Here is a 24736-nt window from a genome sequence, read left to right as displayed (position 1 = left end):
TCATTTCGCCGTTTTGCCTCATTCCGCCGAAATCAAAGGCATTATTGTCCTTCATTCCACCAACTTACACCATTCCGCCAGCCCACACCGTTCCTGCTCTCCACCCAGCCTATATCCCACAACTAGCAGCTGTAGACACCGCACATCAACATACATCAAAAAAGCAGCAAGCCCGCTTCACCGGCACACTGTGCTCCGGGAAACGCGGCTTGCTGCTTTTCTTGTTCCTATAACACTCAGCTTAGAGCAAATCCTAAGCCCCGCCCGGCGCAGCTTTGCGCGCACCATTAACAAGCTCGCTGTAGAGCCCGCCCTGGCGCATCAGCTCGTCATGCGGGCCATGCTGGAGCAGGCGGCCGTCCTGCAGCACCAGGATACGGTCAGCGGCACGGATCGTGCCGAGCCGGTGGGCAATGACGAAGCTGGTCCGGCCCTTCATCAGCGCCTGCAGCCCCTCCTGGATTTTGATCTCCGTTACGGTATCAATGCTGCTGGTCGCTTCATCCAGCACCAGCATCGCCGGATCGGCCAGAATGGCCCGTGCAATCGCCAGCAGCTGCTTCTGGCCCTGGCTGATGCCGCTGCCGTCCACAGACAGCATCCGGTCATAACCTCCGCGCATCCGCATAATGAAGGAGTGGGCATTCGCCAGCTTCGCCGCCGCCTCAACCTCTGCGTCGGTGGCATCCAGCCGGCCGTAGCGGATATTATCGCGGATCGTACCCTTGAACAGGAAGGTATCCTGCAGCACAAAAGCCATCTGGCTCCGCAGGCTCTCACGGCGGATGGAGGACAGATCCCTTCCGTCCAGCGTAACGCTGCCTTTGCTTGGATCATAGAAGCGGGACAGCAGGCCGATCAGCGTTGTTTTGCCGGCGCCTGTCGGTCCGACCAGGGCAATCATTTCGCCCGGCTTCGCTTCAAAGCTGATATCATGCAGAATATCCTTACCCTCGTCATAGGAGAAGGATACATCCTTGAAGACGACTGCCCCCTCGACATGATTAAGCGATACTGCCGCCCCCTCGTCCCGGGCTTCCGTCTCCTCATCCATCACCTCAAACACCCGCTCCGCCCCGGCAATCGCCGACAGCAGCGTATTCCACTGGTTCGCCAGATCATTAAGCGGTCTCGTGAACTGGCGGGGGTACTCCACAAAGGCAATGATAATCCCGACTGTCACAATATCACGGACGGCCAGAAAACCGCCGATGCCTGCCACAATGGCGAAGCTCAAATTGTTCAGCCCGTTCATCAGCTTGGGAATAAAGCCTGAGATCGCCTGGGCCCAGTATCCTGAGAGCATAATCCGCGTATTGCGCTCACGGAAGCCGGAAATGACCCGTTCCTCCTGCGAAAAGGCTTTAATTACCCGCTGGCCCGACAGCGTCTCTTCAATATAACCGTTCATCTCGCCGACATTGCGCTGCCGCTCCTTGAACAGCGGCCCCGTACGCCGCGTAATCCAGCGCATACCGAGGAACATCAGCGGCACGACGATGAAGGTCAGCAGCGTTAGCAACGGGCTGAGCCACAGCATCACACCTACTGTCCCTGCCAGCGTAAGTACACTTGAAAAAATCTGAATAGCCGAGCTGTTCAGTGTCGAGCTGATATTCTCAATATCGTTGGTCAGCCGGCTCATTATTTCACCCTGCTGCCTGCGGTTAAAGAACGAAATCGGCAGCCTGTGCAGATAAGCGAACAGGTCGGTACGCATCCGGTAGACCGTCTCCTGGGCAATCTCAATCATCCAGATGTTTTGCAGCCAGGAAGTGAGAGAAGTGAACAGGTAGACCAGCCCCAGCATAATGAGGAATATGACCCAGCTCCGCCCCCCGTCACCTTCCAGATAGTGATCCACCGCACGGCTGATCAGATAAGGCCCCAGAAGTGCCAGTGCTGTACTAATCAGAACAAGAAGCAATACAAGCGTCAGCTTAGCCCTGCGCTTGGCAAGATAGCTCCAGATTCTTGAGAGGGTAGCAGACCAGTTCTTGGGTTTCGCCTTAGGCTTCCGGCCTCCGGCCGTTTTGTCACCTGTTCCAAAATCCGGCCCCGGATGGCGGAAAGGGTCAGTTAATGCTTTGAACATGCTGCGCCCCCTCCCCTGTCTGCGATTCATATATTTTCCGGTATAATGGTGATCCCGCCAGAAGTTCCCGGTGGGTTCCCTTAGCAATCAGGCGGCCTTCATCGAGCAGCAGAATCAGGTCAGCCGAGACGGTTGAGCTAATCTTCTGGGTTATCAGGACGGTCGTACAGGACATAGATGTAAGCTCCTCCAGTAACCGCCCTTCTGTCACGGCGTCCAGCGCACTTGTACTATCGTCCAGAATTAAAACTGCCGGCTTACGGACAAGTGCCCGGGCAATGGTCAGCCGCTGCTTCTGTCCGCCCGACAGATTAACCCCGCGCTGGCCAAGCATTGTATCATAGCCTTCCGGCAGCCCGGCGATGGTGCTGTGAATCTGCGCCGCTGCGGCCGCCCGCTCGATCTCCTGCACAGTAGCATGTTCATTGCCCCAGGCGATATTCTCCCGCACAGAGCCGCTGAACAGCAGCACCTCCTGCGGCACATAGCCGATCGACCTGCGCAGCCTGGACATTTCAATGTCCGCACTGTCGATCCCGTCAATCCGGACAATCCCGCCGGTCTGCTCATACAGCCGGGGAATCAGTCCGACCAGCGAGGACTTGCCGGAGCCTGTCGCACCGAGGATAGCCACCCGCTGGCCCGGCTCCACCTTGAACGAGACATCCTCAAGCGCAGCAATATCACTTTCCGGGTAGCTGAAGCTAACCTTGTCGAACTCAATTTTACCCTGAATCGTATGTTTCCCGTTCCTGCTCTGCTGTGCCGCTGCAGGATCTGATTCCCAGTGTCCGTCAGGCGATGCCATTACTTCAGAGATACGCTGCTCTGAGGCAACTGCCCGCGAGAATGTAGCCATAATCCAGGATAGGGCAGACATCGCCCCAATGGTGCGGAGTGCATAGTTAATGACAGCAACAGTCTGCCCCAGGGTAGCTTCACCGGCAGCAATTTCAATCCGCCCGAACCATAGTACAGCGACAATGCCTGCATTAACGATCAGCATAATGAGCGGTCCCATCGTCTCGGTCAGCCTGAGCGCTGTAATCGTCGATTTCATCAGCCCGCCGCTGAACGATGCGAACCGGCCGATCTCATGACCCATGCGCACAAATACGCGGATGAGCCGGATACCCGTCAGATTTTCCTGAATGACACCGTTTACACCATCCAGTCTGCTCTGTACCAGCTTGAACAGCGCCGAAGACCTGCGCATCACCCAGGCCAGAAACAGAATCAGCACCGGGAGCGTTACAGCCAGCAGCAGCCCCAGCTTCACATGCACGACCAGCGCCATTACAACACTGCCCAGCACAACCAGCGGAACTCGGGTCATAAACCGCAGCGCCATAAAAACCGTATCCTGCAGCTGCGTCACATCCCCGGTCAGCCGCGTAATCAGAGAGGACGTCGGAAACCGGTTGAACACCTCATACGTGAACGACTGCACCTTTTCGTACAGCTTATCCCGCAGATCGAAGGCAAAGCCCTGGCTGGCATGAGAAGCAAAGAAAGAGCTCAGGATTCCTGCAGCGAACGCTATGACAGCGCTCAGGGTCAGTACCCCGCCCCATAGCCAGACCACAGACATGTCTTTTTCAACAATGCCGTTATCGATAATCTTGGAGATCAGAAGGGGCTGCGACAGCTCGACTGCCAGCTCAATCCCCATCATAGCCAGGGCGGCAATGGCGGCTACCCTGTATTTTTTGAGATAGGAGAATATTAAGTTCATCTGCTGTACCTCGCCCAGTTATTCGTATAGAGCTTCCCTTAACCGTGTTGACATGGCAGATCCCTGCCCGTTCTTCAGTATAACCCTGCGCAGCGCCTTGTTACTCCGGTTCAGCTCTGTCAGCTCCTCCAGCATGTCCGACAGCAGGGTCTGTACTTCCTCTGATAATCCTCCATTCTCGAGGGCACCTGCTACCCGTTCCTTATATTGTTCTAATTTGTCCGGCACTTGTCATAACTTCCTTCCCGTAAAAGGTTCTCCCGCTGAAAAAAACACGTGCGTCCATTATAACACATCCGTCTATACGATCTTAGCGCAGGAAATGACGATACAGAAATGTCCCCGGCCGTGCAATGTTTTCACTGGCTACTTCACGGGCACATATGATACTCTAAGAAGGTCGCATTTTCAGGCATACTATACTCTTAGGAATAAGAGCGAAAGGATAGATGGACGTGGCACAGTTGTTTTTCAGGTACGGCGCAATGAACAGCGGCAAATCCATTGAGATTCTCAAGGTAGCCCATAATTATGAGGAGCAGGGCAAGTCAGTGCTCATCTTCACCCCATCCATTGATGACCGGGACGAGGTTGGTTACATCTCCTCCCGCATCGGACTGCGCAAGCAGGCTATAGCCATTGACGAAAAAACCGATATCTACGGCATCGTAAGCAGCAATCTGCCTAAGCCGCACTGCGTACTGATTGACGAATCCCAGTTCCTTACCAAGGATTGTATTCTCCAGCTTGTACGCATCGTGGATGAGCTGAACATCCCGGTTATGGCCTTCGGCCTCAAAAATGACTTCCAGAACAATCTCTTTGAGGGCAGCAAATATATGCTGATCTACGCAGATAAAATCGAAGAAATGAAGACCATTTGCTGGTTCTGTGAGCGTAAGGCAACAATGGCGCTGCGCGTGGAGGACGGCAAGCCCGTCTACAGCGGCAAGCAGATTCAGATCGGCGGCAATGAAGCTTATTACCCTGTCTGCCGTAAATGTCACAAGAATCCGCCTTTGTAGCAGCAAAAAAAAGCATTCCGGTACCGTTCAACGACGGCTGGAATGCTTTTTTATCATTTGTAGGCTTGGCACACTATCTCTGCTTCTGAATAGCCTGAAGAGCACGGTATTCATCTTCCCTGCTCACAAACAGCTCATGTCTGGAAGACAGGCTGCCACCGTAATATTTGCGGCTTGAACCGGCACGCATTCCTCCGTTGATTCTGGAGCGGTGCCGGATTCCTGCTGTACTGAGGCGGTTCTTGATGACGTAATATTCCCTCTGGTCAAAAGTGGTATAGAGCAGCGTCCGTTCCGGCGGTATGAAGAACTGCAGTATGCTTCTGGCAATGCCCATGCCGGCTCCCTCCCCGTCTATGCTGTTCCAAAGCTCTCAGATTAAGCCTGATTCAGGTACCGCTCCTGCAGTATATTCATGTGATGTCTTTCATGTCCGGCAATCATGCACGCCTGGGCTCTGACCGTGACCGGCACCGAATAGAAGTTTCCCGCGCGGGTCCAGACCTCATCCGACAGACTTTCCAGCAGGGCAAGTGTTGACTCCCGGACAATCCGGTAATGAAGCACCAGCTGCTTCAGGGTGAAGCGCTCGAAATGACCGGATGCAACGTAGTCCTTCTCTTCATAACCGGGCAGCTGCGCCTGCTCGCCCCTGGCAAAACAGAGCAGCCGGTAAGACATAATCCGGTCATTATCGGTCAGGTGGCCGACTATCTCCTTAATGCTCCACTTCTCCGGGGCATACCTGTAACTGCCCTGTTCCTCACTGAGCCCGCCGAGCAGCGCAAAAACCTCCTTCGACTGCTCACGCAGAATCGTGGTAATGTCGCCTTGCGGCGGTACTAAAGCGATATAACCTGCCTGCGCTTCAGTATACTCTCCTTGTTCCGGACGCTGGTTCATATTAACTGCCCCTCCCACCTAAAATTATGAAGATTTTGTTGAAGAGTGTAAAATGCTATTGTTGTATTTTAGTATATTATGTATAATCTTTGCAAGAATAAGGAAGAGTCAACTTGTTTACCGGGAGTGTAGGTATGCTGGATTTTTCGATATATATGTTCTTCTCTGTCCTGGAAACCTTCGCTATGTTCCTGCTTGCATTTCGAGTTTTTAAGATTGATCTTTACATACCCGAAATTATTTTTTCCGGCCTGATCATGGGTTTTGTCTCATTTGTCCTTCGGCATGATTACAGTATGGCGCTAACTGACGTAGTCATTCAGTATCTGCTAAGCTTTTGCTTCCTCTGGCTGTTATTCCGTATTCACGCCTTCTATGCCGTAATAATGACCGGATTAATGTATTTATCTTATATGCTGCTGCAATCCGTTTGCTATTTAATTATGGATTTCACAGGATTTTTTTCCCTGTCCTTCCCGTTCAAGACAATGGGCGTTAATGTTCTGCAATGTATTTCAGCCTCCATTACGATTTTAATATCCTATTATATTAACAAACACAGAAAAGGCTTTGATTTTGTTCCGGACAAACGAAGTGACAGGGTCAAAATTAAATCAAAAGAGTTTTTCATATTTGCATTAACGCTTCCAAGCATGCTAATTACTATTTTTATATTTCAGATTTCACAGCAATACTCCAGTTTCCACTTTTTATTGCCTCTGGCATATGGAGTTCTGCTATACGGATACCTATATCTTTCATACAAAAAGGACCGGAAAACATGAACACAATCGCCAGCAAGATTGCTGTTGCCATTAAAAAGGCTAACCCGGAGGAAACCTGCTCTGTTGAAATCATGCAATATTCACTCGGCATTATATTAAATACGCTGCTAATCATTACCGCTACAGCAATGATCGGCTTGCTTACGGGCCACTTTGGTGAGTTCATGACCTTCCTTCTGTGCTGCTCCATTCTTCGCCTAACATCAGGCGGATTTCACCTTAAGACGGCGAGAGCCTGTAACCTTTTTTCTATTCTCTTATGTACACTCATTCCTTATCTTTTCAGCTTCTCGGGAGCGGCTCTTACGGTCATTAATATGACAAGCCTGCTTATCATGCTTCTATTCGCACCTAACCCGGACAAAAATGCCCGGATGCCGGTGAAATTATATCCGCTGCTCAAGATAATTTCTATTCTTCTGGTAAGTCTTAATTTTTTTATTCATTCGTCTGTCATCGGATTGGCGTTTATCGTTCAATCCTTAACAGTAATACCATGGATAAGGAGGGAAAAACAATGAAAAAGTCGCTTGCCAAGCACGCTTCCTCAATCCTTGCCGCTTCTTCCCGGTTATTCGTTTCGGTTATGAAGCCAATGTATCACAGTCCAGAAGCACCAAAGGAACTCCGTAAGTAATTCAACAAGGATGGGGAAAACATGCGTGTCTTACAAAACGACGGTTCTTCCCTGGATATCCGGGAGGAAGACATATTGTATTTTTCCAGCTACAAAAATGCAATATTCGTCCATACGAAAGAAGGCGAATTTGTTTTCCCCACTACTCTTTCTGATCTGCTGATTGCTTACAAGGGTAAAGGATTCGAACGCCTTGACCGTAATAATGTGGTTAGCCTGAATAAGGTGAACACGTATGACGCCGAGCGCAAAATTGTCCACTTCACTGAAGGCGGACAATTCGCAACAGTATCGGAGTCTAACGAACCCCGGATCAAGAGGTTTCTTTCCACACACTTGAGCGAATCAGGTGACTGATTGAGTTGCTGTATGCCGTATCTTTCGGAAATCCCGGTATCGTTATCGATACCGGGATTTTTGCTTGGGCGGGCAAATATTATGACATATCAACCATGTTATGTAAAGAGTAATTCGCAGGGTGAATACCAGGAGACGCCTTTCCTTCCAAATGGTACCATTTAAATAGATTAGCTATAATTTAGCATATTATACCTACCGATGGAGGAATCTAATGGATTATTATTTTCATCCTTCTCCGCGCCCCTCATCACTCGAACTACTATCTGACGAGCAGCTATTGAACATCTATGAATTGGCGGTGGAGGCTAAAGCTTCGCCTGATTTTATTGAGATCATCACGAGTATCCTTTCCGGAAGAAAATTAATCCCCAGCGATCATTTGGACACGTGAGCTCAATAATATCAGTTCATTTCTACATATACCCGGGTAACGCTGCATATTCAATACAGCACAAAAAGCCATCCTCTTCGTTTAGAAGGGATGGCTTTTTGTGAGCTATTCAATAACTTCTGTCTTGAACACATTGTCCAGTTTACCGCCAAGTCTTTTCTTCAGCGGTACCTTAATGTCACGGCTCAGTTCTTTGAAGAAGGTATCCACATCGCAGTTTACATTTTGGGCCATAACGATAACCGTACCGTCTTCCACAATGTTACGGTTGACTTCCTCCGGCACATCAACTTCGATGTCATACTTCTTCGTCAAAGTTTTCAGGTACCTCGCAAAAATCTCGAGCAGTTCCTCATTGTTGAAGTTCTCGACCGCTGCTTTTCCCTTAGGTGTAAATTTTACGTTAATTCTCATTCATGGATTCCCCTTTTCTGTCGAACCATTTTTTGTTGGCTTATGGATCAGGATGAATAGATGGCTGCAAGAAAGGGCAACATTATTCATTTTGTAAACCGGCTCGTTTAATACTCTGTAAGAATATCTTTTACAACTTCTTTTAAACCCATACAGCCTTGTCTAAAATCTGCTGCAATGTTCGCCATTCCGGCACACCTATCACTATCATAACACAAAAACAAAACACTCCTCCATTGGATTTTCATTTCCAATAAAGGAGTGCGTGCTGAACGCGCTTACCCGATCTTATTATTCCGCAGTACAACAAAAGCAAATTTGAACAAATGTGCGTATAATCTTTTGTTAAAGAACAGCAGACTGATGCTCATTTTATTTTTGAAGCCAAGCGTATTGTCCTGGAAAAACGGGTTGATATTATTTTTGAGAAAGCCAATAAATTCTTCACAGCGTTCATCATTAACCTTCATGCCTTTTTTAATGTAATAGTTATAGTAGTTAAAGCCGTACTCCACTACATTATCCAGGTATTGCTTCGATATATCATGATAAGGGGTATTGTTCCCGTCCGACTTCAGGTCATTGTACCGGTCTATTACAGCCAGGTAGTAGTTATAGAAGCTGTTATCGTCCCACACCTGCGTAATACTGCCGCCCCGCTGCAGATAATAGTATTTGGGGTCCCAGACGCGTACCGATTTGTTGGCATGCTTAAACAGGAAGTACATGGCCCACAGATCCTCATAGATTTTACCGACCGGGAACCGGAGATCCGCAAACAGCTCTCTCTTGAACAGCTTATTCCATAGATAGCTTTGAATTTCGATGTCCTCAACGATTTTTTGTACACCTTCCACATTGCTGTAGACAATCTCACCTTCAAAATATTCATACAACGGCTCCGTTGAATCATCCGTCACCACGTAATGCCCGCAGATGGAAATATCGGCGTCATGCTTCTCGCTTAGATTGTATAAGAGCTCAAACATGTCCGGTGCCAGCCAGTCATCACTGTCAGCAAAGCCGATGTATTTGCCTCTGGCAATATCAAGGCCGCAGTTTCTGGCTTCCGAGACGCCGCCGTTCTTTTTATGAATCACATGCACCCTGCTGTCCTGACTTGCATAATGGTCACAGATCTGAGGGGATTTGTCCGGAGAGCCGTCATTAATCAAAATCAACTCAAAGTCCGTAAAGGTCTGCGCCAGTATCGATTCGATACATTTTGGCAAATAATCAGCTACATTATACACCGGAACAATAATACTGATCTGCGGTTCCATTCTAATACCCCCATATTCCTTTAGTATTGCCGCCCTGCTTTGCGTATTTTGAATTTAGCGAGGAGCGGATTAAGCATTTCCTGCAGCATGTCGTTATCCGATCTGCTAAGCCAGAGACCTGCTATAAAAAATAACGGGACCAGCGTAACCGATAGCACAGCAGCGTCTACAATGAACATTGCGTATGAATGCGGAGTAACCATAAAATCAAACTGTCTGGTTACAGCAATGATAATCACGGAAACCAGAAGATTAATGATCCATTTTTTATAGGTAATCCATGCATTTCTTTTCAATAATTTGCTATTAGTGTACCATACTATATCAATTAACCGGTAAGTTAAAGCGATCATAGTCGCGTACAGTACCCCGTAGGCCCCGAACGGAAATACCAGAATTAATGAGAACACAAAGTTGATGGATGTCTCCAGAATCGATCTCCACTGTGTTTTACGGAAATGGCCGACGATGTCAATTACAAGATCTGAGGATAACCGGGCATTGAACAGCAGCTTGACCACAGCAAACAATAGAGGCAAGAGCGTATCAATATAATTGGTATCTTCAATTCCTGCAGTGTAGAGCCTCATAAACGGCAGAATTAGAATCGTAGTGATGGTCAGCAGGGCAAACACCAGTGAGATGTAGGAAGACTCAAAAAGATTAAACATCTTAACGAATTTCGGGAAATTATTATTATATTTTTGTCCTAACGCGAACTTGAAGCTGTCACGGATGGTAAAGGTTACTCTCTCCACCACACCAAAAATCATATTGTACATCATATATACACTTACAACCTTCAGATTTGTGAACAAGGTGAGCAGGACTACATCCGTATTTTTGAATACCAGATAAGACAGCTCGTGGATCAGGACGGAATTTTTTTGGCTGATAGCCTGGTAATCCGGTGTAGTCTTGAAGTTAATCCAATTGTAATGCTTTCTCATATAGAGCTGGTACACAATAATCTGGACAATGGTAATCACAAAATAAACCGCCTGAACGACAATAATATCAAAGCCGTTCAGCATTAAGACGATACGGATGACGTTGTTCAGAATTGTGGACAGCGCGGTTACGGAAGCCTCAATGTAGTTTTTGCCCTCGGCAAGCAGTAACACTCTGAACTTTCCCTGAAAATAATAATTCACCGCTCCGCCCAGCCCGCTCAATAACACAATAGCCATAACGGTGAGGTTGCTGAAGCCTGAACTGACAACAAGGGGATATCCGATTGAGATCAGGATGACCGCGATAAAATAATACCAGCCTGTTTTGCGGTAATAAGACGAGGTTGCAGTCAGAATTTCGTTGATTTTGGACTTATCGTTATTCCCGATATGCTTGTAGAGCGCCTGTATGGAGGCAGCCCCTACCCCTGCTTCCAGTAAGGATAAGTATGTAATAACCTGTACTACAGACGTTATAAGACCGTTTGCCTCCGAACCGTAGGTAAGGATAACAAGACGCGGGATATAGAACCCCAGTCCGATCACAATCAACTGGCTTAGAACACCGACCAATACATTTAATATGCTTTTTTTGGCCATCCGACTCTTTCCCCTTCACACTAATGTGCTTGCTTCAATGTATTGGTGTTCTTTCCGTGAAACTTACTGCACCTTTCATTTTTTACAAACGATTATACACGTATGATTAAAATTTTCATGTCGAAAAATGTAGTAATCTAAAATTTAGATGCGGCAAATGGTAACCCCATATGTATTCGCCCAGCTGTATGTATTTTTAATTGTTAAAAAAGGGCGCCCCCCCTGTTCATCGCATAATTAGCTGCTTTGTAATTAACCATTTTGTAGCGGGGTAGAATCACCTTGATAATAAAACCCGTGGATTGATTCGATAGGAAATTGATTGATGTTGTCTGTAAACAGTGTTATTCTAAAACCTTGATGCAACACAAAATAATGTATTTCCCTCCCCCTATTAATGATCACTATTTTAGCTATAAAGAAAGGTAACACTATGATAAAAGTTGATAACCTGTCCTTCTCATTTCCGCAAAAAGAACTGTACAAAAATATTTCATTTACATTAGAAGAAGCACAGCATTGTGCTTTTATCGGGACGAGCGGCAGCGGGAAGAGCACACTTACGGATATTCTGATCGATCCGGAAAGATATTTGTTCGAAGGCAAGCTTGATATAGAGCCCGATTGCAGAATCGGGTATGTAAGCCAGTTCTCGCAGCTGGATAACGCTAAAGAAACAACGGTTTTTGAATATATAGGCGAAGAATTTATTAAGCTTCAAAATGAAATAAACGCTGTTCTCACTGAAATGGAGACCTCAACTGATATTGAGCCATTACTGGAAAAGTATCAGCTCGCTTTAGACGCCTTTGAATTAATTGACGGGGATGACTTTGAGAGCAACATTAATAAGAAGTTAAATCTGGCAAATCTCATGAAGCTGAAAGAGCTTAAGGTATCGGATCTCAGCGGCGGGGAATTCAAGCTTATCCAGGTTATGAAGGAAATGCTCAATAGTCCAGACGTGTTAATTATGGATGAACCGGATGTGTTTTTGGATTTTGAGAATCTAAATGCGCTTAAGAATCTTATTAACGCTCACAAAGGCATACTGCTGGTCGTAACGCATAACCGGTACTTGCTCAATCATTGCTTCAACAAAATTATCCACCTGGAAAACACGGAAATTCAAGAGTTTGACGGACGTTATATTGATTATAATTTCTCTCTGCTTCAGACTAAAATCGAGGCACAGGAGCTCGCCCTGGCTGAAGAGGAAGAAATCAGGAGAAATGACAACATCATCGATAATCTTCGGGCTATTGCAACCTATAATTCTGAAGCCTCCCGGGGCAGAGCATTAAAAGCCAGAGTCAGATTCCAGGAGAGGCTGGAAGCACGCAGAATAAAAGCTCCGTTCGTAGATATTAAGCAACCGAAGATCAGCTTTGGTGTTGGTCACGAAATGGAAGATACGGTGGTTATAAGTGTCCAGGATTACAGCGTTTCCTTTGATGAATTACTCCTTGAGAATGTTAGCTTCGAGATCAAATCTACGGATAAGGTAGCCATCATCGGTCCAAACGGTACGGGGAAAACGACCCTGCTACGGGAAATCGTTAAGAACAAACATGATTCCATTGAGATCAATGCTGATGCTAAAGTAGCTTATTTATCCCAGCTTCAAGGTGAAATTCTGGACGATTCGAATACGATTCTGGAAGAATTCATTGAGGCGGGGTTCCATACGTATGAGGAGATTAGATCATATCTTGCGAACTATGGCTTTGAAGGAGAAATCCTCACTCAGAAGATAGCTTCTTTATCCGGCGGGGAAAAAAACATCCTTCAGCTAGCCAAGGTGTCTGCCGGTAATGCAAACATTCTGCTGCTCGATGAGCCGACAAGCCACTTGGATACCTACACCCAAATCGCACTGGAGAAAGCCATACAAGCGTATAAGGGTGCCATTCTAATGATTTCTCATGACTTCTACTCTGTCGTAAACGGTATGGATTATGTGTTGATCATCGAGGATAAGACGATCAGAAAAATGAGCATGCGTAAATTCAGAAAGATGATTTATGCCAGTCATTTTAATAAGGATTACCTGGAAATGGAACAAAACAAAAAAGCTGCTGAAATGAAAATAGAGCTTGCTTTGAAGGACAATAACTTTGAACTTGCCAAAGTATTGGCGGAGGAGCTTGAAGAGCTGATTAAGCTGCTGTAAACGTGTGAGATAAAAGCAAAAAGACACTGAAGCGTTAGTCTCAGTGTCTTTTTGCTGTATCAACGTTCTTCCTTTGTTGGTTGATATATGTAGTCTCTCTGACTTTTTCTTCTGGCTCTTCTGTCACTTCTTTGTTTTAATTGCCCAGACGCTTGATGCTCTCAGCAGAGTATATGGCGTTAAAGCTGTCAATCTCTGTGTTGGTTAGTGTTTCTCCGTCTTCAATTTTGCTTTTAACAGCAGCTATATCGCTAAAGGCAGAAAAAGGATTCTTGTTAGGCCATGAACCGCTAAGAAGGTAGTCTATATCAAGCAATATAAGCTCCTGCTGCACGCTGGTTAGTACATTATCTTTGATTGGAAAGCCCGTTTCTATAATTTGTCTTCTTTTTGCGGTAACCATTTTTTTGTGCAGACTGTTCACAGCCATAAATGCCGCAAGACACACAACGAATGCCGATCCCGAAATAATGCCTGTCTTTAGCGTTAAGCCGTTTAATATAAGACTGGCAATGATGGTGATCAAGCACAGAAAAACCGTCTGAACCGTTAATTTAAATTTAAAATTGCGGCGTTTAATAGAAATAGTATGAAGTGATTCTTCCTTCAAAGCACATTCTCCTTTAGTTGGTATAACCCAATCTTACACTTGTTTCACAACAAAAACAAAACCCAATAAACCAAAAGGTTTATCGGGTCAAGAGAAGGCTATTTCACTTATAATGATTCGTCAGTTAATCCTCATCTAGTTGATGCATGAATAATAAAGATACTCTGTCCATTTAGCAGGTTGGCAACTGCGAGGATGGTGTAACCTATGAAATGACCGGGAAAGTTAGGAATTCCGGAAAAGGAAACTTCCATTTTGGGCTTGAAATTAAGGGTTATGGTCTGACTGTACAGGACATTTATTACAATGTGTTTCAAGAAGGCGATAAAGACGGCGGACGGCTCTGGAGCTACACACGTAACTAAATACCGGTAGAGGCGAGAATATCAGTCCGTTCACAGTCAAATCAGTTTTAAGTGTACTTTGTACAATTAAAACAGGGTAATTTAGTCATTTTAAGGATATAAATGTACTCTGTACATCTATTTTCCTCAAAAAAGCCGGTTTCAGGCGTTTTTGGCAAATATAAATGTATAGAGTGCAGTTAAAACCTGCAGCGGAGCGAATTAGCCAGGTCTAATTGCAGAAAGTACAGTTATTTCAGCCCGTTGCATTCATTATGCCATGCCATTAACTACGAAACAGGACAAGTGCGCTCCGAGTAGAAGGAAAGAGGCGATAGATTGTCTCTGCGTGAGGTTATAAACGGAATTGCGGTTTACATAATATCGCAGAATAAACAGAGTTATAAAAAAGACATTATACAAAGATCTTGTATAATGTCTTTTTGCTAAGTTTCGCGAAATAAAATCAGTCATAACAAGAGTTGATTTAGCCAAGTCACTCTTTCAGCATCCGCTTTTCCTTCTACGTATCTTGATCCTTACCCTTTCAAGACACCTTATGCTCAATCCGCAGCTTGTCGGCTACCATAGCAATAAATTCCGAATTGGTCGGCTTGGATTTGGAGATATTAATGGTATAGCCGAATAAGTGGGAGATGCTGTCGATGTTACCGCGGGTCCAGGCCACCTCAATGGCATGGCGGATCGCCCGCTCGACGCGTGATGGAGTGGTTTTGAACTTTTCGGCAATGGCCGGATACAGGGTTTTGGTAATAGCCCCCAGAATTTCGATGTTATTGTACACCATGGTGATTGCTTCACGCAGATACTGGTAGCCTTTAATATGGGCAGGCACACCGATTTCATGAATAATGGAGGTAATGTTCGCATCCAGATTCTTGCCCTTGGAGAGCGGCACAACATTCATATTGGATGATGGTCTTGAGGAGGCGAAGCCCGCCATGCTCGCAGAGCTGCTCATGCTGCCCTGGGTGCCTACAAGCTGACGCACACGGTTAGCAAGGACCTCCATATCAAACGGCTTTAGAATATAATAAGACGCGCCCAGCTGCACAGCTCTTTGAGTGATGTTCTCCTGACCAAATGCAGTCAGCATGATGACCTTCGGCTGCGGGTTAAGATCCATATCACGCAGGCGTTCAAGAACGCCGAGTCCGTCCAAGTGCGGCATGATAATATCAAGGATCAATACATCCGGAATTTTTCTTGCCCCGCTTAGCATCTGAAGCACTTCTTCCCCATTATAAGCGATGCCTGTAACGGTCATGTCTTCCTGTTCCGTAATGTATTCGGCAAGCAAGTTCGTGAACTCCCTATTATCATCGGCCAACAACACTTCAATATTCTGCACTGGCTGCTTCCTCCTTATTCATCTCTGCTTATTGTAGAAATCACATTTTTTACCGCACTCCTTAGGTTTTCGACAGCCAATTTAAATATCCTTCTGTCGAAAATTATTTTTCTTTATTTTTTTTCGCCGTTAGATTATAATTAAATATTTTATTTCATGTTTCGATTTATATCGCTGAGCTTCGACAAAAAAATCTTAAGGCTATACCGCCTTAAGATTATATGGGGAAAGTTCAGTTTGTCCGGCAACCCCGGAATCCTTAAGCATCCACTCAATAAAACAGCCATAACCCGACTTGGGATCATTTACGAACACGTGGGTTACTGCGCCGATTAAACGGCCATCCTGCACAATCGGGCTGCCGCTCATGCCCTGGACAATGCCGCCGGTCTTATCGATCAGACGGGGGTCAGTGATGCGCAGCACCAGCCCCTTAGTGGCAGGCGTCTGCTGGTGGGCAACATGTATGATTTCTACATTGAACCGCTCTACCTGCTGTCCGTCAACAACGGTAAGGATCTGCGCCGGCCCTTCCTTTACCTCACTGCTTTTGGCGATGGGTATCGGCTGCTTATACAGGCTGTGCTCAGGATTTTTAGTCATTTTGCCGAAGATGCCGAAATCCGTATTACTCTGCACATTGCCCAGCACCTGGCTCTCCTTAAGAAAAACTGCACGTTTCTCCCCCGGATCGCCGTCCTGGCTCTTGGAAATCGAAGTTACTGTGGATTGTACGATATGTCCGCTGCCCACCACAATCGGGGTTCCGGTGTTCATGTCCGTAATGACATGGCCCAGAGCGCCATACACTCCCTGCTCCGGAGCATAAAAGGTTAAGGTGCCGACTCCAGCTGCAGAATCACGGATGTACAGCCCCAGTCTCCACACCTTGTCATTACGGTCATAGGCAGGCTTCAGCTTAGCTGTATGCTCCTTGCCGGCACGTTTGTACACAATGCTCAGGGTCTCGCCTGACTTGCCTGCCTTCTCGACCAGCTTTGCAACCTTGGATACCTCGCTCAGCTTCACACCGTCAATGGAAACCATCAGATCACCGGGTATAAGCCCGCTGTTCTCTCCGGGTGAAAGCTTGGACTGCTCAGATACTTCAATTAGATGATGGCCAACAACAAGAACTCCTGCCGACTTTACTTTAACACCAATCGTCTGGCCTCCAGGAATAACCTTAAGCTCCTGGTCTGCTGCTTGAGCCGCCGCTTTGGCCGGCTGCGGACCAAGCTGTGCGGCATGACTCGGGATGGGTCCCGTTACACCGGATAAGCTGAGAAAGAAGGTGAAAAAAAGGCAGGGCATTAACTTCTTGAGGTTCGGCTTCAATGGCTGTCACGCTCCCTTTTGCTTCTTTCGCTTGACGAAAAAGGTGGTCGCCAATTGCGTACCTATAAGATAACCTTGCCCCCAGGCTTTTATTACTGTCAATCATTGTCCCGCCTAGCTTATGGCTGCTTTGCTGTCCTCAGCCAGAGTGAGCATTTCCTGGGCGTGATGCAATGTTTTTTCGGTAATTTCGACGCCGCCCAGCATCCGGGCAAGCTCCATGACCCGGCCATCGGCGGTGAGTGAATCAACTTCAGTCATCGTCCGGCCGTCCTCAACCTTTTTACGGATAAGATACTGATGATCGGCCATGCAGGCTACCTGCGGCAGATGCGTAATGGAGAACACCTGGCATGAGGAGGAGAGCTTAAACAGCTTATCCGCAATGGACTGGGCCGCCCGCCCGCTGACCCCGGTGTCCACTTCATCAAAGACCAGTACAGGAATAGCGTCTGTCCGGGCAAAAATACTCTTCATCGCCAGCATAATCCGTGAGAGCTCACCGCCGGAAGCGATTTTGCCGAGCGGCCGCAGCGGCTCACCCGGGTTCGGCGAGATCATAAATTCAGCACTGTCGATACCCTGGCGGGTAAGCCGGTACCGGCGCTCCTGGTACTCGACCCCGCGCGGGTCCTCCATAAGGTCAAGCTTGACCTTCAGGGAGGTACGCTCCATTTGCAGGTCTTTAAGCTCGCCTTCAACCTGGGAGGCCAGATCGGCTGCACATTGCCTGCGTGCTTCACTGAGCAGCTGTGCCGCTTCCATTAAGGTGTTGAGCAGGCCGTTGCGCTTTGCGGTCAGCTTCTCAATATACTCATCCTTATTCTCCAGCAGGTCCGTTTCCCGGTGTATCTGATCATAATACGCCAGAATCTGTTCCACACTGTCCCCGTATTTACGGCGGAGCCCGTTAATCAGATCAAGACGGTTCTCGATCTCCTCCAGCCGTGCCGGATTAAATTCGATATCCTCGCGGTAATCACGAAGCTGGAAAGCGGCGTCCTCCAGCTGATAATAAGAGGATTGCAGCTGTTCCAGTACAGTACGCAGCCCCTTCTCGTCATACCGGACTGCATCCTCCAGCCGGGAGATTACTTTATTGATGGATTCCAGTCCCTGTTTCTCATACAGCAGGTCGTATGCACCAGATACTGAATCCATCATTTTCTCACTGTGGGATAGTTTGACCCGTTCTTCAGCAAGTAATTCATCTTCTCCCGGTTTTAACCCTGCAGAAGAAATTTCCTCTAGCTGAAAACGGTACAAATCCAGCATCTGATAAGCCTTCTGGCTGGATTCCTGAAGCTCCCGCAGCTCCTTCTCGACCTTGGCAAAGGCGGTATACTTCTCCTGATAATCTGCCTTCAGCGGGCCTATAACGGCCTCCCCGTAGGTATCCAGCAGGCCGAGGTGGCGCTCCGCCTTAAGCAGGTTCTGATGCTCGTGCTGGCCGTGAATGTTGACCAGCTGTTCGCCAATTTCCCGCAGCATGCTGAGATTGACCATCTGGCCGTTAACACGCGAAGTGCTTTTGCCGGTTGATGTAATCTCACGCCGTATAATCAGATGCTCCTCCGCATGTGCATCAATGCCCAGGCGCTCCAGCATCTCCCATACCGGGTGACCGCCCGGCAGGCTGAACAGCGCTTCCATTTCCGCCTTATCGCAGCCGTAACGGATGGAATCGGCAGACCCGCGGCCGCCTGCCACTAGGGCAAGCGCATCAATAATAATGGATTTCCCGGCACCAGTTTCCCCTGTAAGTACATGAAATCCGGGATAAAAATGGACGTCCACCGCTTCAACAACGGCCAAATTGCGGATCGACAACGTTTCTAACACTAATCCTGCACCTCCGAAAAGAATCCCATGAATGGATAGCTCTTACATCTATTTAGATCAGGAGATATATCCCATAATTTGCGAAATGACATCCTTGCTGTCCTCCGGCAGGCGGCAAATAATCAGAATGGTATCGTCACCCGAAATGGTTCCCATAATCTGCGGCCAGTCGATATTATCAATCAGTGCAGCCACCGAATTGGCTGTACCCGGCAGGCACTTCATCACCACAAGATTGACTGAGGAATCGATATGGACGAAATTGTCCACCAGTACTCTTTTCAGCTTCTGGGTAGGGTTGTAGCGCTGGTCTGTCGGCAGAGAGTATTTATATCTTCCGTCATCCATCGGCACCTTGATCAGAAGCAGTTCTTTGATATCGCGGGAGACCGTCGCCTGGGTGACCTGAAACCCCGCTTGGCGCAATTCTTCCACCAGTTCATCCTGTGTTTCAATTTCTTTATGCGTGATGATCTCACGAATCTTGATATGCCTGTGTCCCTTCATTATTACCTCCTGTATTGTACAAAAATATAAGTATTAAGCGGACTCGCCGTCATCCCTGCCAAAAGAGATCACATGAATCGCGGACGATGACGTGTTGACATACAGCACTCCGCTGCAGTCAGGATAGATCAGCAGATATGGCAGAAGTGTATCCCGGAGCGCACTCCCCGTGAATTCAAGCTCCTTCCGGGGCCGCGACAGAATGACCAGATAATACGAGCCATCCTCTTTACCGGCTACATAATCAATGAACAGCCGGCTGTACATGGAGGCACCGTCTACATTAAAAGACAACGGGATCTTGAGCTTACCGCCAATCACCTCATATCCTGCCGCCTCCAGCCACTCGATGGAGGGGTGGGGAGCAATCACATTGTTGATCGGCACCCGGTCCTTCAGAAAGGAGCTGGGTGAGCTCTGCAGCCAAAGGTATATCCGGTAGACCAGAAATATCACGGCTGCCAATCCAATAAGCGCAACAACGGCTTTGTCAGAGCTTGCCACACAAATCACCTCGGTGATTTATTCGCCCAGCCGGGCTTGAACTCCTGCTTCTCAGCAGCGCCTGCTGATCCTTCGTAATGATATGAGGGTACTTCTCAAGCAAAAGAAACTCATCGTTTCTTCGATGAGTTTCCGTTAGCCCCCGCAGTAAAGGTTGCTGCCGCTTCTTTGATGACGGTGTCGGCCAGAAGCGCGAAGCTGCCTTCCGAATTGCGCGGAGATGAAGTCTCCTGTCGCTCTTCGCTTTCAGCAGCTTCAGCCTCTTCTTCCCCCAGCTTCCAGTGTGCGAGAAATTCGATATTGCCTTCTCCGCCGGTAATCGGCGAGAAGGTCAGGCCGGCGAGCCGGTAGCCTAGCTCTTCGGCCATTGTCAGCACATTGACCAGCACTTCCTTATGTACTGCCGGATCACGCACAACGCCGGATTTACCGACCTTCTCGCGGCCGGCCTCAAACTGCGGCTTAATAAGCGCAGCGATATCCGCCGGACGGTTCAGCAGCGCTTTGAGCGGAGGAAGGATGATCTTAAGTGATATAAAGGAGACATCTATGCTTGCAAAATCCGGCACCGGCCCGTGCAGATCAGGCGGAGTCATGTAACGGAAATTCGTCCGCTCCATTACACTAACCCGCTCATCATTGCGCAGACTCCAGTCCAGCTGGTTATAGCCGACATCAACAGCATAGACATGACTTGCCCCATGCTGCAGGGCACAGTCCGTAAAACCGCCGGTGGAGGAGCCGATATCCAGCATAACGCGGCCGGTCAGATCAATCTCAAACCTGCGGAGCGCCTTCTCCAGCTTGAGCCCGCCGCGGCTGACATACGGATGCACAGCACCCTTTACCTTCAGGACTGAGCTGCGGAGCACCTTCATGCCCGCCTTCTCGATCCGTTCCTCGTCAGCCAGTACAAGGCCGGCCATGATGGCTGCCTTGGCCTTTTCCCGGCTCTCATAAAAGCCTTGTTCCACCAATAATACATCGATCCGTTCTTTAGGGTGTTCCATGTTCATCTCCTGATCGTTCTTGGGTCAACCGCTTCCTGCCTTCCAGGCTTCAGGAGGTGGAGGTTGACTTATACGTATATTTGCTCAGTGCCTTCATGGCTTTGATCCGTGCACAGAGCGCTTCAACTGTAAGCCCGGTCTGCTGGCGCTGCTCTTTAACTGAGCCGTGCTCAATAAAGAGGTCTGGCACTCCCATCAGATGCACCCGTGTATCGTACATCTCCTGTGACGCGTAGAATTCCAGTACAGCACTGCCCAGGCTGCCCGCTTCACAGGCTTCCTCAATGACAACCATTGAAGTCCCGGCATTGGCCAGCTCAAGCAGCATGGAGTTATCAAGCGGCTTCTGGAAGCGTGCATTCACCACAGCAATCTGTACGCCTTCACGCTTAAGCAGCTCAGCTGCTTCCTCGGCAACCTGGACCATTGGCCCGCAGGCAAGCACAGCATAATCATCTCCGGTGCGCAGTCGCTCCCATGAACCGATTGGAATAGTCTTCAGCTCTTTGTCCTGTGCAACGCCGGTTCCGTCAATCCGCGGATAACGGTAAGCAATCGGACCGTCATTGTATTCCAGCGCCGTCTTCATCATATGGCGCAGCTCATTCTCATCCTTAGGCATCATGATGACCATATTCGGGATATGACGCATAAATGCAATATCGTAAACGCCCTGATGCGTCTCGCCGTCCGCCCCGACAAAGCCTGCACGGTCAATGGCGAACATTACGTTGGCATTGTGGCGGCAGATATCATGCAGAATCTGATCATAAGCCCGCTGCATGAAGGTGGAATACACCGCAAAGACCGGCTTCATCCCTTCCATAGCCAGCGCTGCGCAGAGCGTTGCCGCGTGCTGCTCGGCAATACCGACATCAATCATCCGGTCAGGGAATTCCTTCGCGAACGGGAAGAGGCCAGAGCCGCCCGGCATAGCCGGGGTTACAGCAATCAGACGTTTATCCACACGGCCCAGCTCAATCAGCGTCTCTCCGAACACTTCCGTATACATCGGAGGCTTGCCGACCGCTTTCAAAGGCTGTCCGGATTCAATTTTGTATGGAGAAATGGCATGCGATTTGTAGAAATCAGTCTCGGCCGGCTTATAGCCTTTGCCTTTGGTGGTCAGTACATGCACCAGCACCGGACCGTTGACATTGTCTGCCTGATGGAAGGTGTCAATCATTTTCTCAATGTCATGCCCGTCAATCGGACCGAGATAGGTAAAGCCCAGCTCGTCAAACAATACACCGGGAACCATCATATATTTGAGGCTGTCCTTCAGCTTCTCTGCTGTCTTAGCCAGCTTACCGCCGATCGCCGGAATTCTCCGGAGCAGTCCTTCCACTTCGTCCTTGGCCCGCAGATAATGGCGGTCGGAACGGATTTTGCTCAGATAGTTGTGCATAGCCCCGACGTTAGGAGCGATGGACATCTCGTTATCATTCAGGATTACCATCAGCTTACGGCGTTCATGGCCGATATGGTTCAACGCTTCAAAGGCCATCCCGCCTGTCAGCGCCCCGTCACCGATCACAGCAATGACTTTGTTATCCCCGCCCTTGAGGTCACGAGCCATAGCCATACCCATTGCTGCAGACAGGGAGGTGCTGCTGTGTCCGGCTTCCCACACATCATGTTCACTCTCCGTACGCTTGACGAAGCCGCATAGACCGTCCTTCTTACGAAGCGTGTCAAAGCGGTCCTGCCGTCCGGTCAATATTTTGTGGACGTACGCCTGGTGTCCTACATCATATATCATTTTGTCCCGGGGACTGTCGTAGCAGTAATGCAGCGCCAGCGTAAGCTCCACTACCCCCAGGTTGGATCCCAGATGCCCGCCGGTCACAGTGAGCTTCTCAATCAGAAACGTACGGATCTCTTCTGCAAGGGAATCCAGCTCTGGCACCGATAAAGATTTGAGTTGCTGCGGATCATTTATATTTGGAAGCAGCACGAGTCTTCCCCGCTTTCCTAGATGTTGTAAAATATAAACCCCATTATAACACAAACGAAACGGCTGTCGAAATACAGCCGCTTCGGAAATTTCACTAATGATCCCTTGACATCAGGTAAGATGCAATTTCCAGCAGGCGCGAATTGTCCTTAAAGCCTCCGCCAAGCACGGCGCTGCGGGCGGCTTCTGTCAGCTTCTCCACTTCAGCCCGGGAAGCCTCAAGCCCGATAAAATACGGATAGGTCACCTTCTGCTGCTTGATGTCACTGCCTGTCTTCTTGCCAAGCTTGCCCTCATCACCGATCAGGTCAAGAATATCATCCTGCACCTGGAAGGCGAGGCCGATCTGTGTGCCGAATTCGCGAAGCGCTTCCAGCTGTGCCGGGTCAGCGCCGGCAATCCGTCCGCCGGCCAGCAGGGAGAATACGATCAGATCGCCTGTCTTATGACGGTGGATGTACTGCAGCTGCTCCAGACTGGTCAGCCCCTGCTCCCCTTCCATATCAGCCACCTGTCCTCCGACCATTCCGCGCGGGCCGGCCATTTCTGCCAGCTCCTCTACAATGGAGAGGACCTGCTCCGCAGGAACGCCATATCGGCGGGATGCCTGGACCACGCTGTAAAATGCATGTGTCAGCAGCGCATCACCGGCAAGAATAGCGGTTGCTTCGCCGAATACTTTATGATTGGTGAGCTTCCCCCGCCGGTAATCATCATTATCCATAGCGGGAAGATCATCATGAATCAGCGAATAGGTATGCACCATCTCTATGGCTGCTGCTACCGGCAGAGCCGCTTCACGGCTGCCGCCAAGCGCCTCACAGGCGGCGACGACGAGCAGCGGGCGGAGGCGTTTGCCTCCGGCCTGCAAGGAATAGTTCATCGCGTCCTTCAGATGTCCCGGAACGGTCCACACCGCTGGAAGAGTGGTCTCCAGCTCCTGCAGCACCGCTTCCGTAACTCCTGATATATACGTGCTTAACGGCTGGCGTTCTCCGCCTGCCGCATGTAGTTCAGGGCTATGCTCAGACCTGCTCATCACTGTCCCCTTCCAGCCGGGCGCCAAAAGGCTTCTTGCGCAGCTCCCCGTCCATCTCGGTAATCATTTCGATCTTACGCTCGACCTGCTCCAGCTTGCTTCCGCACAGCTGCGACAGCTTCATCCCCTGCTGGAACAAATCGATTGCCTTCTCCAGGGGAACGTCACCGTGCTCAAGCTCACGCACGATTTCCTCCAGCCGCTCCATAGCTCCTTCAAAATCCAGTTCCGCTTCCTTCGTCATCGTCTTTGCCATCCTCCTTCATTCCCCAGACCTGGCAGCTTAGCTGTCCGTCATTCAGCTTTATGTTGACCACATCGCCAAGCTCGACTTCCTTCAGCGATTTGATTAAATGCTCTTCCTTTTCGTCATACACGAGGCTGTAGCCGCGTGACATGACCTTCAGCGGGCTCAGCGCGTCGAGCGAGCGCAGCTCCGAGACGTAGCGCGCACGCTTGTCCCGCAGGCGCGCCTGCATCGCACCCGCAAGCGTGCGGGTGATGCTCTCGGTGCGCTGCCGGGCCGCATTCACGCTGGCCTGCGGGTGGAACCGCTGCAGCCGTGCGCGCACCACCGCCTGGCGCTCCTGCGCGCGGCGGTGCCGGGTCTCTGCTGCGCGGCTCAGCGCCGTGCGCAGCATGTCCAGCCGCTGCGCGTGCTGGGCCAGCTGGCGGCGCGGGCCGACCAGCTCAAGCGAGCGCTGCAGCGAGGCCAGGCGCTCGCCGCCGCGCTGGGAGCGGCGCAGCAGGCCCTGCCGCCGCCGCTGCTCGGCGGTGCGCAGCCGCGCAGCGAGCTCGGCAGCCTCCGGCCCAGCCAGCTCGGCCGCCGCCGTAGGGGGCGCCGCCCCCAGACCGGCGG

Annotated in this window: 26 protein-coding genes; 6 read left to right on the top strand and 20 right to left on the bottom strand. The window is 49.3% G+C overall.

What is annotated here, in order from left to right:
• Positions 1-233 (top strand): hypothetical protein (locus BN3772_RS31090; RefSeq protein ID WP_209443703.1); only part of this gene is annotated, 233 nt, incomplete at its 5' end.
• A 20-nt stretch (positions 234-253) separates the two neighbouring features.
• Here BN3772_RS31090 and BN3772_RS24785 read toward each other — a convergent pair.
• The 3 genes from BN3772_RS24785 to BN3772_RS24775 are packed head-to-tail and all read right to left on the bottom strand — an operon-like array spanning position 254 to position 4058.
• Entirely contained in the window at positions 254-2095 is a 1842-nt protein-coding gene (locus BN3772_RS24785; protein WP_042202991.1) for an ABC transporter ATP-binding protein, read from the bottom strand.
• On the bottom strand, positions 2076-3830 hold the full coding sequence (locus BN3772_RS24780; protein WP_042202990.1) for an ABC transporter ATP-binding protein: 1755 nt from the start codon (positions 3828-3830) through the stop codon (positions 2076-2078). Before BN3772_RS24780 ends, BN3772_RS24785 begins: the two co-directional genes overlap by 20 nt.
• A gap of 18 nt (positions 3831-3848) precedes the next feature.
• Positions 3849-4058 (bottom strand): hypothetical protein, encoded by a 210-nt coding sequence (locus BN3772_RS24775; protein WP_042202988.1) that lies wholly within the window; start codon positions 4056-4058, stop codon positions 3849-3851.
• A gap of 227 nt (positions 4059-4285) precedes the next feature.
• On the opposite strand from BN3772_RS24775, the gene BN3772_RS24770 reads away from it, so the two are divergent.
• Positions 4286-4855 carry a thymidine kinase gene (locus BN3772_RS24770; protein WP_042182951.1) on the top strand — a complete coding sequence of 190 codons (570 nt, stop codon included), beginning with the start codon at positions 4286-4288 and terminating at the stop codon, positions 4853-4855.
• 73 nt (positions 4856-4928) lie between these two features.
• Here BN3772_RS24770 and BN3772_RS24765 read toward each other — a convergent pair whose 3' ends face one another.
• The 3 genes from BN3772_RS24765 to BN3772_RS31390 form a co-directional block, all read right to left on the bottom strand.
• Positions 4929-5192: a hypothetical protein gene (locus BN3772_RS24765; RefSeq protein WP_042202987.1), complete on the bottom strand. Its 264-nt coding sequence runs from the start codon at positions 5190-5192 to the stop codon at positions 4929-4931.
• A gap of 41 nt (positions 5193-5233) precedes the next feature.
• Positions 5234-5758 (bottom strand): DinB family protein, encoded by a 525-nt coding sequence (locus tag BN3772_RS24760; RefSeq protein ID WP_042202986.1) that lies wholly within the window; start codon positions 5756-5758, stop codon positions 5234-5236.
• Positions 5759-6427: 669 nt separating this feature from the next.
• Positions 6428-6709, bottom strand: a complete 282-nt coding sequence (locus BN3772_RS31390; protein WP_244444831.1) for a hypothetical protein — start codon at positions 6707-6709, stop codon at positions 6428-6430.
• Here BN3772_RS31390 and BN3772_RS31760 point away from each other — a divergent pair.
• The 3 genes from BN3772_RS31760 (at position 6615) to sda (ending at position 7931) form a co-directional block, all read left to right on the top strand.
• Positions 6615-7064: an accessory gene regulator B family protein gene (locus tag BN3772_RS31760; protein ID WP_425280462.1), complete on the top strand. Its 450-nt coding sequence runs from the start codon at positions 6615-6617 to the stop codon at positions 7062-7064. The genes BN3772_RS31390 and BN3772_RS31760 overlap by 95 nt on opposite strands.
• 137 nt (positions 7065-7201) lie before the next feature.
• The gene (locus BN3772_RS24745) at positions 7202-7537 is read left to right on the top strand and encodes a LytTR family DNA-binding domain-containing protein (RefSeq protein ID WP_042202981.1); all 336 of its coding nucleotides are present in this window, start codon (positions 7202-7204) and stop codon (positions 7535-7537) included.
• 214 nt (positions 7538-7751) lie between these two features.
• On the top strand, positions 7752-7931 hold the full coding sequence (gene sda, locus BN3772_RS24740; protein WP_042202979.1) for a sporulation histidine kinase inhibitor Sda: 180 nt from the start codon (positions 7752-7754) through the stop codon (positions 7929-7931).
• Between the two features lie 105 nt (positions 7932-8036).
• On the opposite strand, the gene BN3772_RS24735 is transcribed toward sda, so the two are convergent.
• From BN3772_RS24735 to BN3772_RS24725, 3 genes are all read right to left on the bottom strand, one after another.
• Positions 8037-8345, bottom strand: coding sequence for a hypothetical protein (locus BN3772_RS24735; protein ID WP_042178546.1), 309 nt, complete (start codon positions 8343-8345; stop codon positions 8037-8039).
• Positions 8346-8623: 278 nt separating this feature from the next.
• Entirely contained in the window at positions 8624-9628 is a 1005-nt protein-coding gene (locus BN3772_RS24730) for a glycosyltransferase family 2 protein (protein WP_052380673.1), read from the bottom strand.
• Positions 9629-9648: 20 nt separating this feature from the next.
• Positions 9649-11181, bottom strand: a complete 1533-nt coding sequence (locus BN3772_RS24725; RefSeq protein ID WP_042202978.1) for an MATE family efflux transporter — start codon at positions 11179-11181, stop codon at positions 9649-9651.
• A gap of 433 nt (positions 11182-11614) precedes the next feature.
• On the opposite strand from BN3772_RS24725, the gene BN3772_RS24720 reads away from it, so the two are divergent.
• Positions 11615-13354 (top strand): ABC-F family ATP-binding cassette domain-containing protein, encoded by a 1740-nt coding sequence (locus BN3772_RS24720; protein WP_042202977.1) that lies wholly within the window; start codon positions 11615-11617, stop codon positions 13352-13354.
• A gap of 136 nt (positions 13355-13490) precedes the next feature.
• On the opposite strand, the gene BN3772_RS24715 is transcribed toward BN3772_RS24720, so the two are convergent.
• The 11 genes from BN3772_RS24715 to BN3772_RS24665 all read right to left on the bottom strand — a co-directional run.
• A complete protein-coding gene (locus tag BN3772_RS24715) occupies positions 13491-13964 on the bottom strand; it encodes a hypothetical protein (RefSeq protein ID WP_042202975.1) in 474 nt (157 codons plus the stop codon).
• Positions 13965-14855: 891 nt separating this feature from the next.
• Positions 14856-15680, bottom strand: coding sequence for a sporulation transcription factor Spo0A (gene spo0A, locus BN3772_RS24710; RefSeq protein ID WP_042202974.1), 825 nt, complete (start codon positions 15678-15680; stop codon positions 14856-14858).
• 201 nt (positions 15681-15881) lie between these two features.
• On the bottom strand, positions 15882-17018 hold the full coding sequence (spoIVB, locus tag BN3772_RS24705) for a SpoIVB peptidase (RefSeq protein WP_042202972.1): 1137 nt from the start codon (positions 17016-17018) through the stop codon (positions 15882-15884).
• A 114-nt stretch (positions 17019-17132) separates the two neighbouring features.
• Positions 17133-18860, bottom strand: a complete 1728-nt coding sequence (recN, locus tag BN3772_RS24700; protein ID WP_042202971.1) for a DNA repair protein RecN — start codon at positions 18858-18860, stop codon at positions 17133-17135.
• Between the two features lie 57 nt (positions 18861-18917).
• A complete protein-coding gene (gene ahrC / locus BN3772_RS24695; RefSeq protein ID WP_042202970.1) occupies positions 18918-19367 on the bottom strand; it encodes a transcriptional regulator AhrC/ArgR in 450 nt (149 codons plus the stop codon).
• 33 nt (positions 19368-19400) lie between these two features.
• Positions 19401-19871 (bottom strand): hypothetical protein, encoded by a 471-nt coding sequence (locus BN3772_RS24690; RefSeq protein ID WP_042202969.1) that lies wholly within the window; start codon positions 19869-19871, stop codon positions 19401-19403.
• Positions 19872-19981: 110 nt separating this feature from the next.
• On the bottom strand, positions 19982-20881 hold the full coding sequence (locus BN3772_RS24685) for a TlyA family RNA methyltransferase (RefSeq protein WP_042202968.1): 900 nt from the start codon (positions 20879-20881) through the stop codon (positions 19982-19984).
• A gap of 49 nt (positions 20882-20930) precedes the next feature.
• Entirely contained in the window at positions 20931-22838 is a 1908-nt protein-coding gene (dxs, locus tag BN3772_RS24680) for a 1-deoxy-D-xylulose-5-phosphate synthase (RefSeq protein WP_042202967.1), read from the bottom strand.
• Between the two features lie 94 nt (positions 22839-22932).
• Entirely contained in the window at positions 22933-23877 is a 945-nt protein-coding gene (locus BN3772_RS24675; protein ID WP_086074743.1) for a polyprenyl synthetase family protein, read from the bottom strand.
• A complete protein-coding gene (gene xseB, locus BN3772_RS24670; RefSeq protein WP_039875211.1) occupies positions 23864-24121 on the bottom strand; it encodes an exodeoxyribonuclease VII small subunit in 258 nt (85 codons plus the stop codon). Before xseB ends, BN3772_RS24675 begins: the two co-directional genes overlap by 14 nt.
• Positions 24093-24736: exodeoxyribonuclease VII large subunit (locus BN3772_RS24665; protein ID WP_042202966.1), on the bottom strand; the 644-nt coding region annotated here is incomplete at its 5' end. The genes BN3772_RS24665 and xseB, both read right to left, overlap by 29 nt.

Origin of the sequence: Paenibacillus camerounensis, from assembly GCF_000723885.1 — a bacterium.
GTDB lineage: Bacteria > Bacillota > Bacilli > Paenibacillales > Paenibacillaceae > Paenibacillus_AQ > Paenibacillus_AQ camerounensis.
Note: the sequence above shows the minus strand (reverse complement) of the source record. Positions and strands in the feature narration are given on the sequence as shown.

Bases quoted from the DNA above. Each gene is read 5' to 3' on its own strand.
- BN3772_RS24785 (WP_042202991.1), bottom strand. From the start codon at position 2,095: ATGTTCAAAGCATTAACTGACCCTTTCCGCCATCCGGGGCCGGATTTT.
- BN3772_RS24780 (WP_042202990.1), bottom strand. From the start codon at position 3,830: ATGAACTTAATATTCTCCTATCTCAAAAAATACAGGGTAGCCGCCATT.
- BN3772_RS24765 (WP_042202987.1), bottom strand. From the start codon at position 5,192: ATGGGCATTGCCAGAAGCATACTGCAGTTCTTCATACCGCCGGAACGG.
- BN3772_RS24760 (WP_042202986.1), bottom strand. From the start codon at position 5,758: ATGAACCAGCGTCCGGAACAAGGAGAGTATACTGAAGCGCAGGCAGGT.
- BN3772_RS31760 (WP_425280462.1), top strand. From the start codon at position 6,615: ATGCAATATTCACTCGGCATTATATTAAATACGCTGCTAATCATTACC.
- BN3772_RS31390 (WP_244444831.1), bottom strand. From the start codon at position 6,709: ATGAACTCACCAAAGTGGCCCGTAAGCAAGCCGATCATTGCTGTAGCG.
- BN3772_RS24745 (WP_042202981.1), top strand. From the start codon at position 7,202: ATGCGTGTCTTACAAAACGACGGTTCTTCCCTGGATATCCGGGAGGAA.
- sda (WP_042202979.1), top strand. From the start codon at position 7,752: ATGGATTATTATTTTCATCCTTCTCCGCGCCCCTCATCACTCGAACTA.
- BN3772_RS24735 (WP_042178546.1), bottom strand. From the start codon at position 8,345: ATGAGAATTAACGTAAAATTTACACCTAAGGGAAAAGCAGCGGTCGAG.
- BN3772_RS24730 (WP_052380673.1), bottom strand. From the start codon at position 9,628: ATGGAACCGCAGATCAGTATTATTGTTCCGGTGTATAATGTAGCTGAT.
- BN3772_RS24725 (WP_042202978.1), bottom strand. From the start codon at position 11,181: ATGGCCAAAAAAAGCATATTAAATGTATTGGTCGGTGTTCTAAGCCAG.
- BN3772_RS24720 (WP_042202977.1), top strand. From the start codon at position 11,615: ATGATAAAAGTTGATAACCTGTCCTTCTCATTTCCGCAAAAAGAACTG.
- ahrC (WP_042202970.1), bottom strand. From the start codon at position 19,367: ATGAAGGGACACAGGCATATCAAGATTCGTGAGATCATCACGCATAAA.
- BN3772_RS24685 (WP_042202968.1), bottom strand. From the start codon at position 20,881: ATGGAACACCCTAAAGAACGGATCGATGTATTATTGGTGGAACAAGGC.
- BN3772_RS24675 (WP_086074743.1), bottom strand. From the start codon at position 23,877: ATGAGCAGGTCTGAGCATAGCCCTGAACTACATGCGGCAGGCGGAGAA.
- xseB (WP_039875211.1), bottom strand. From the start codon at position 24,121: ATGACGAAGGAAGCGGAACTGGATTTTGAAGGAGCTATGGAGCGGCTG.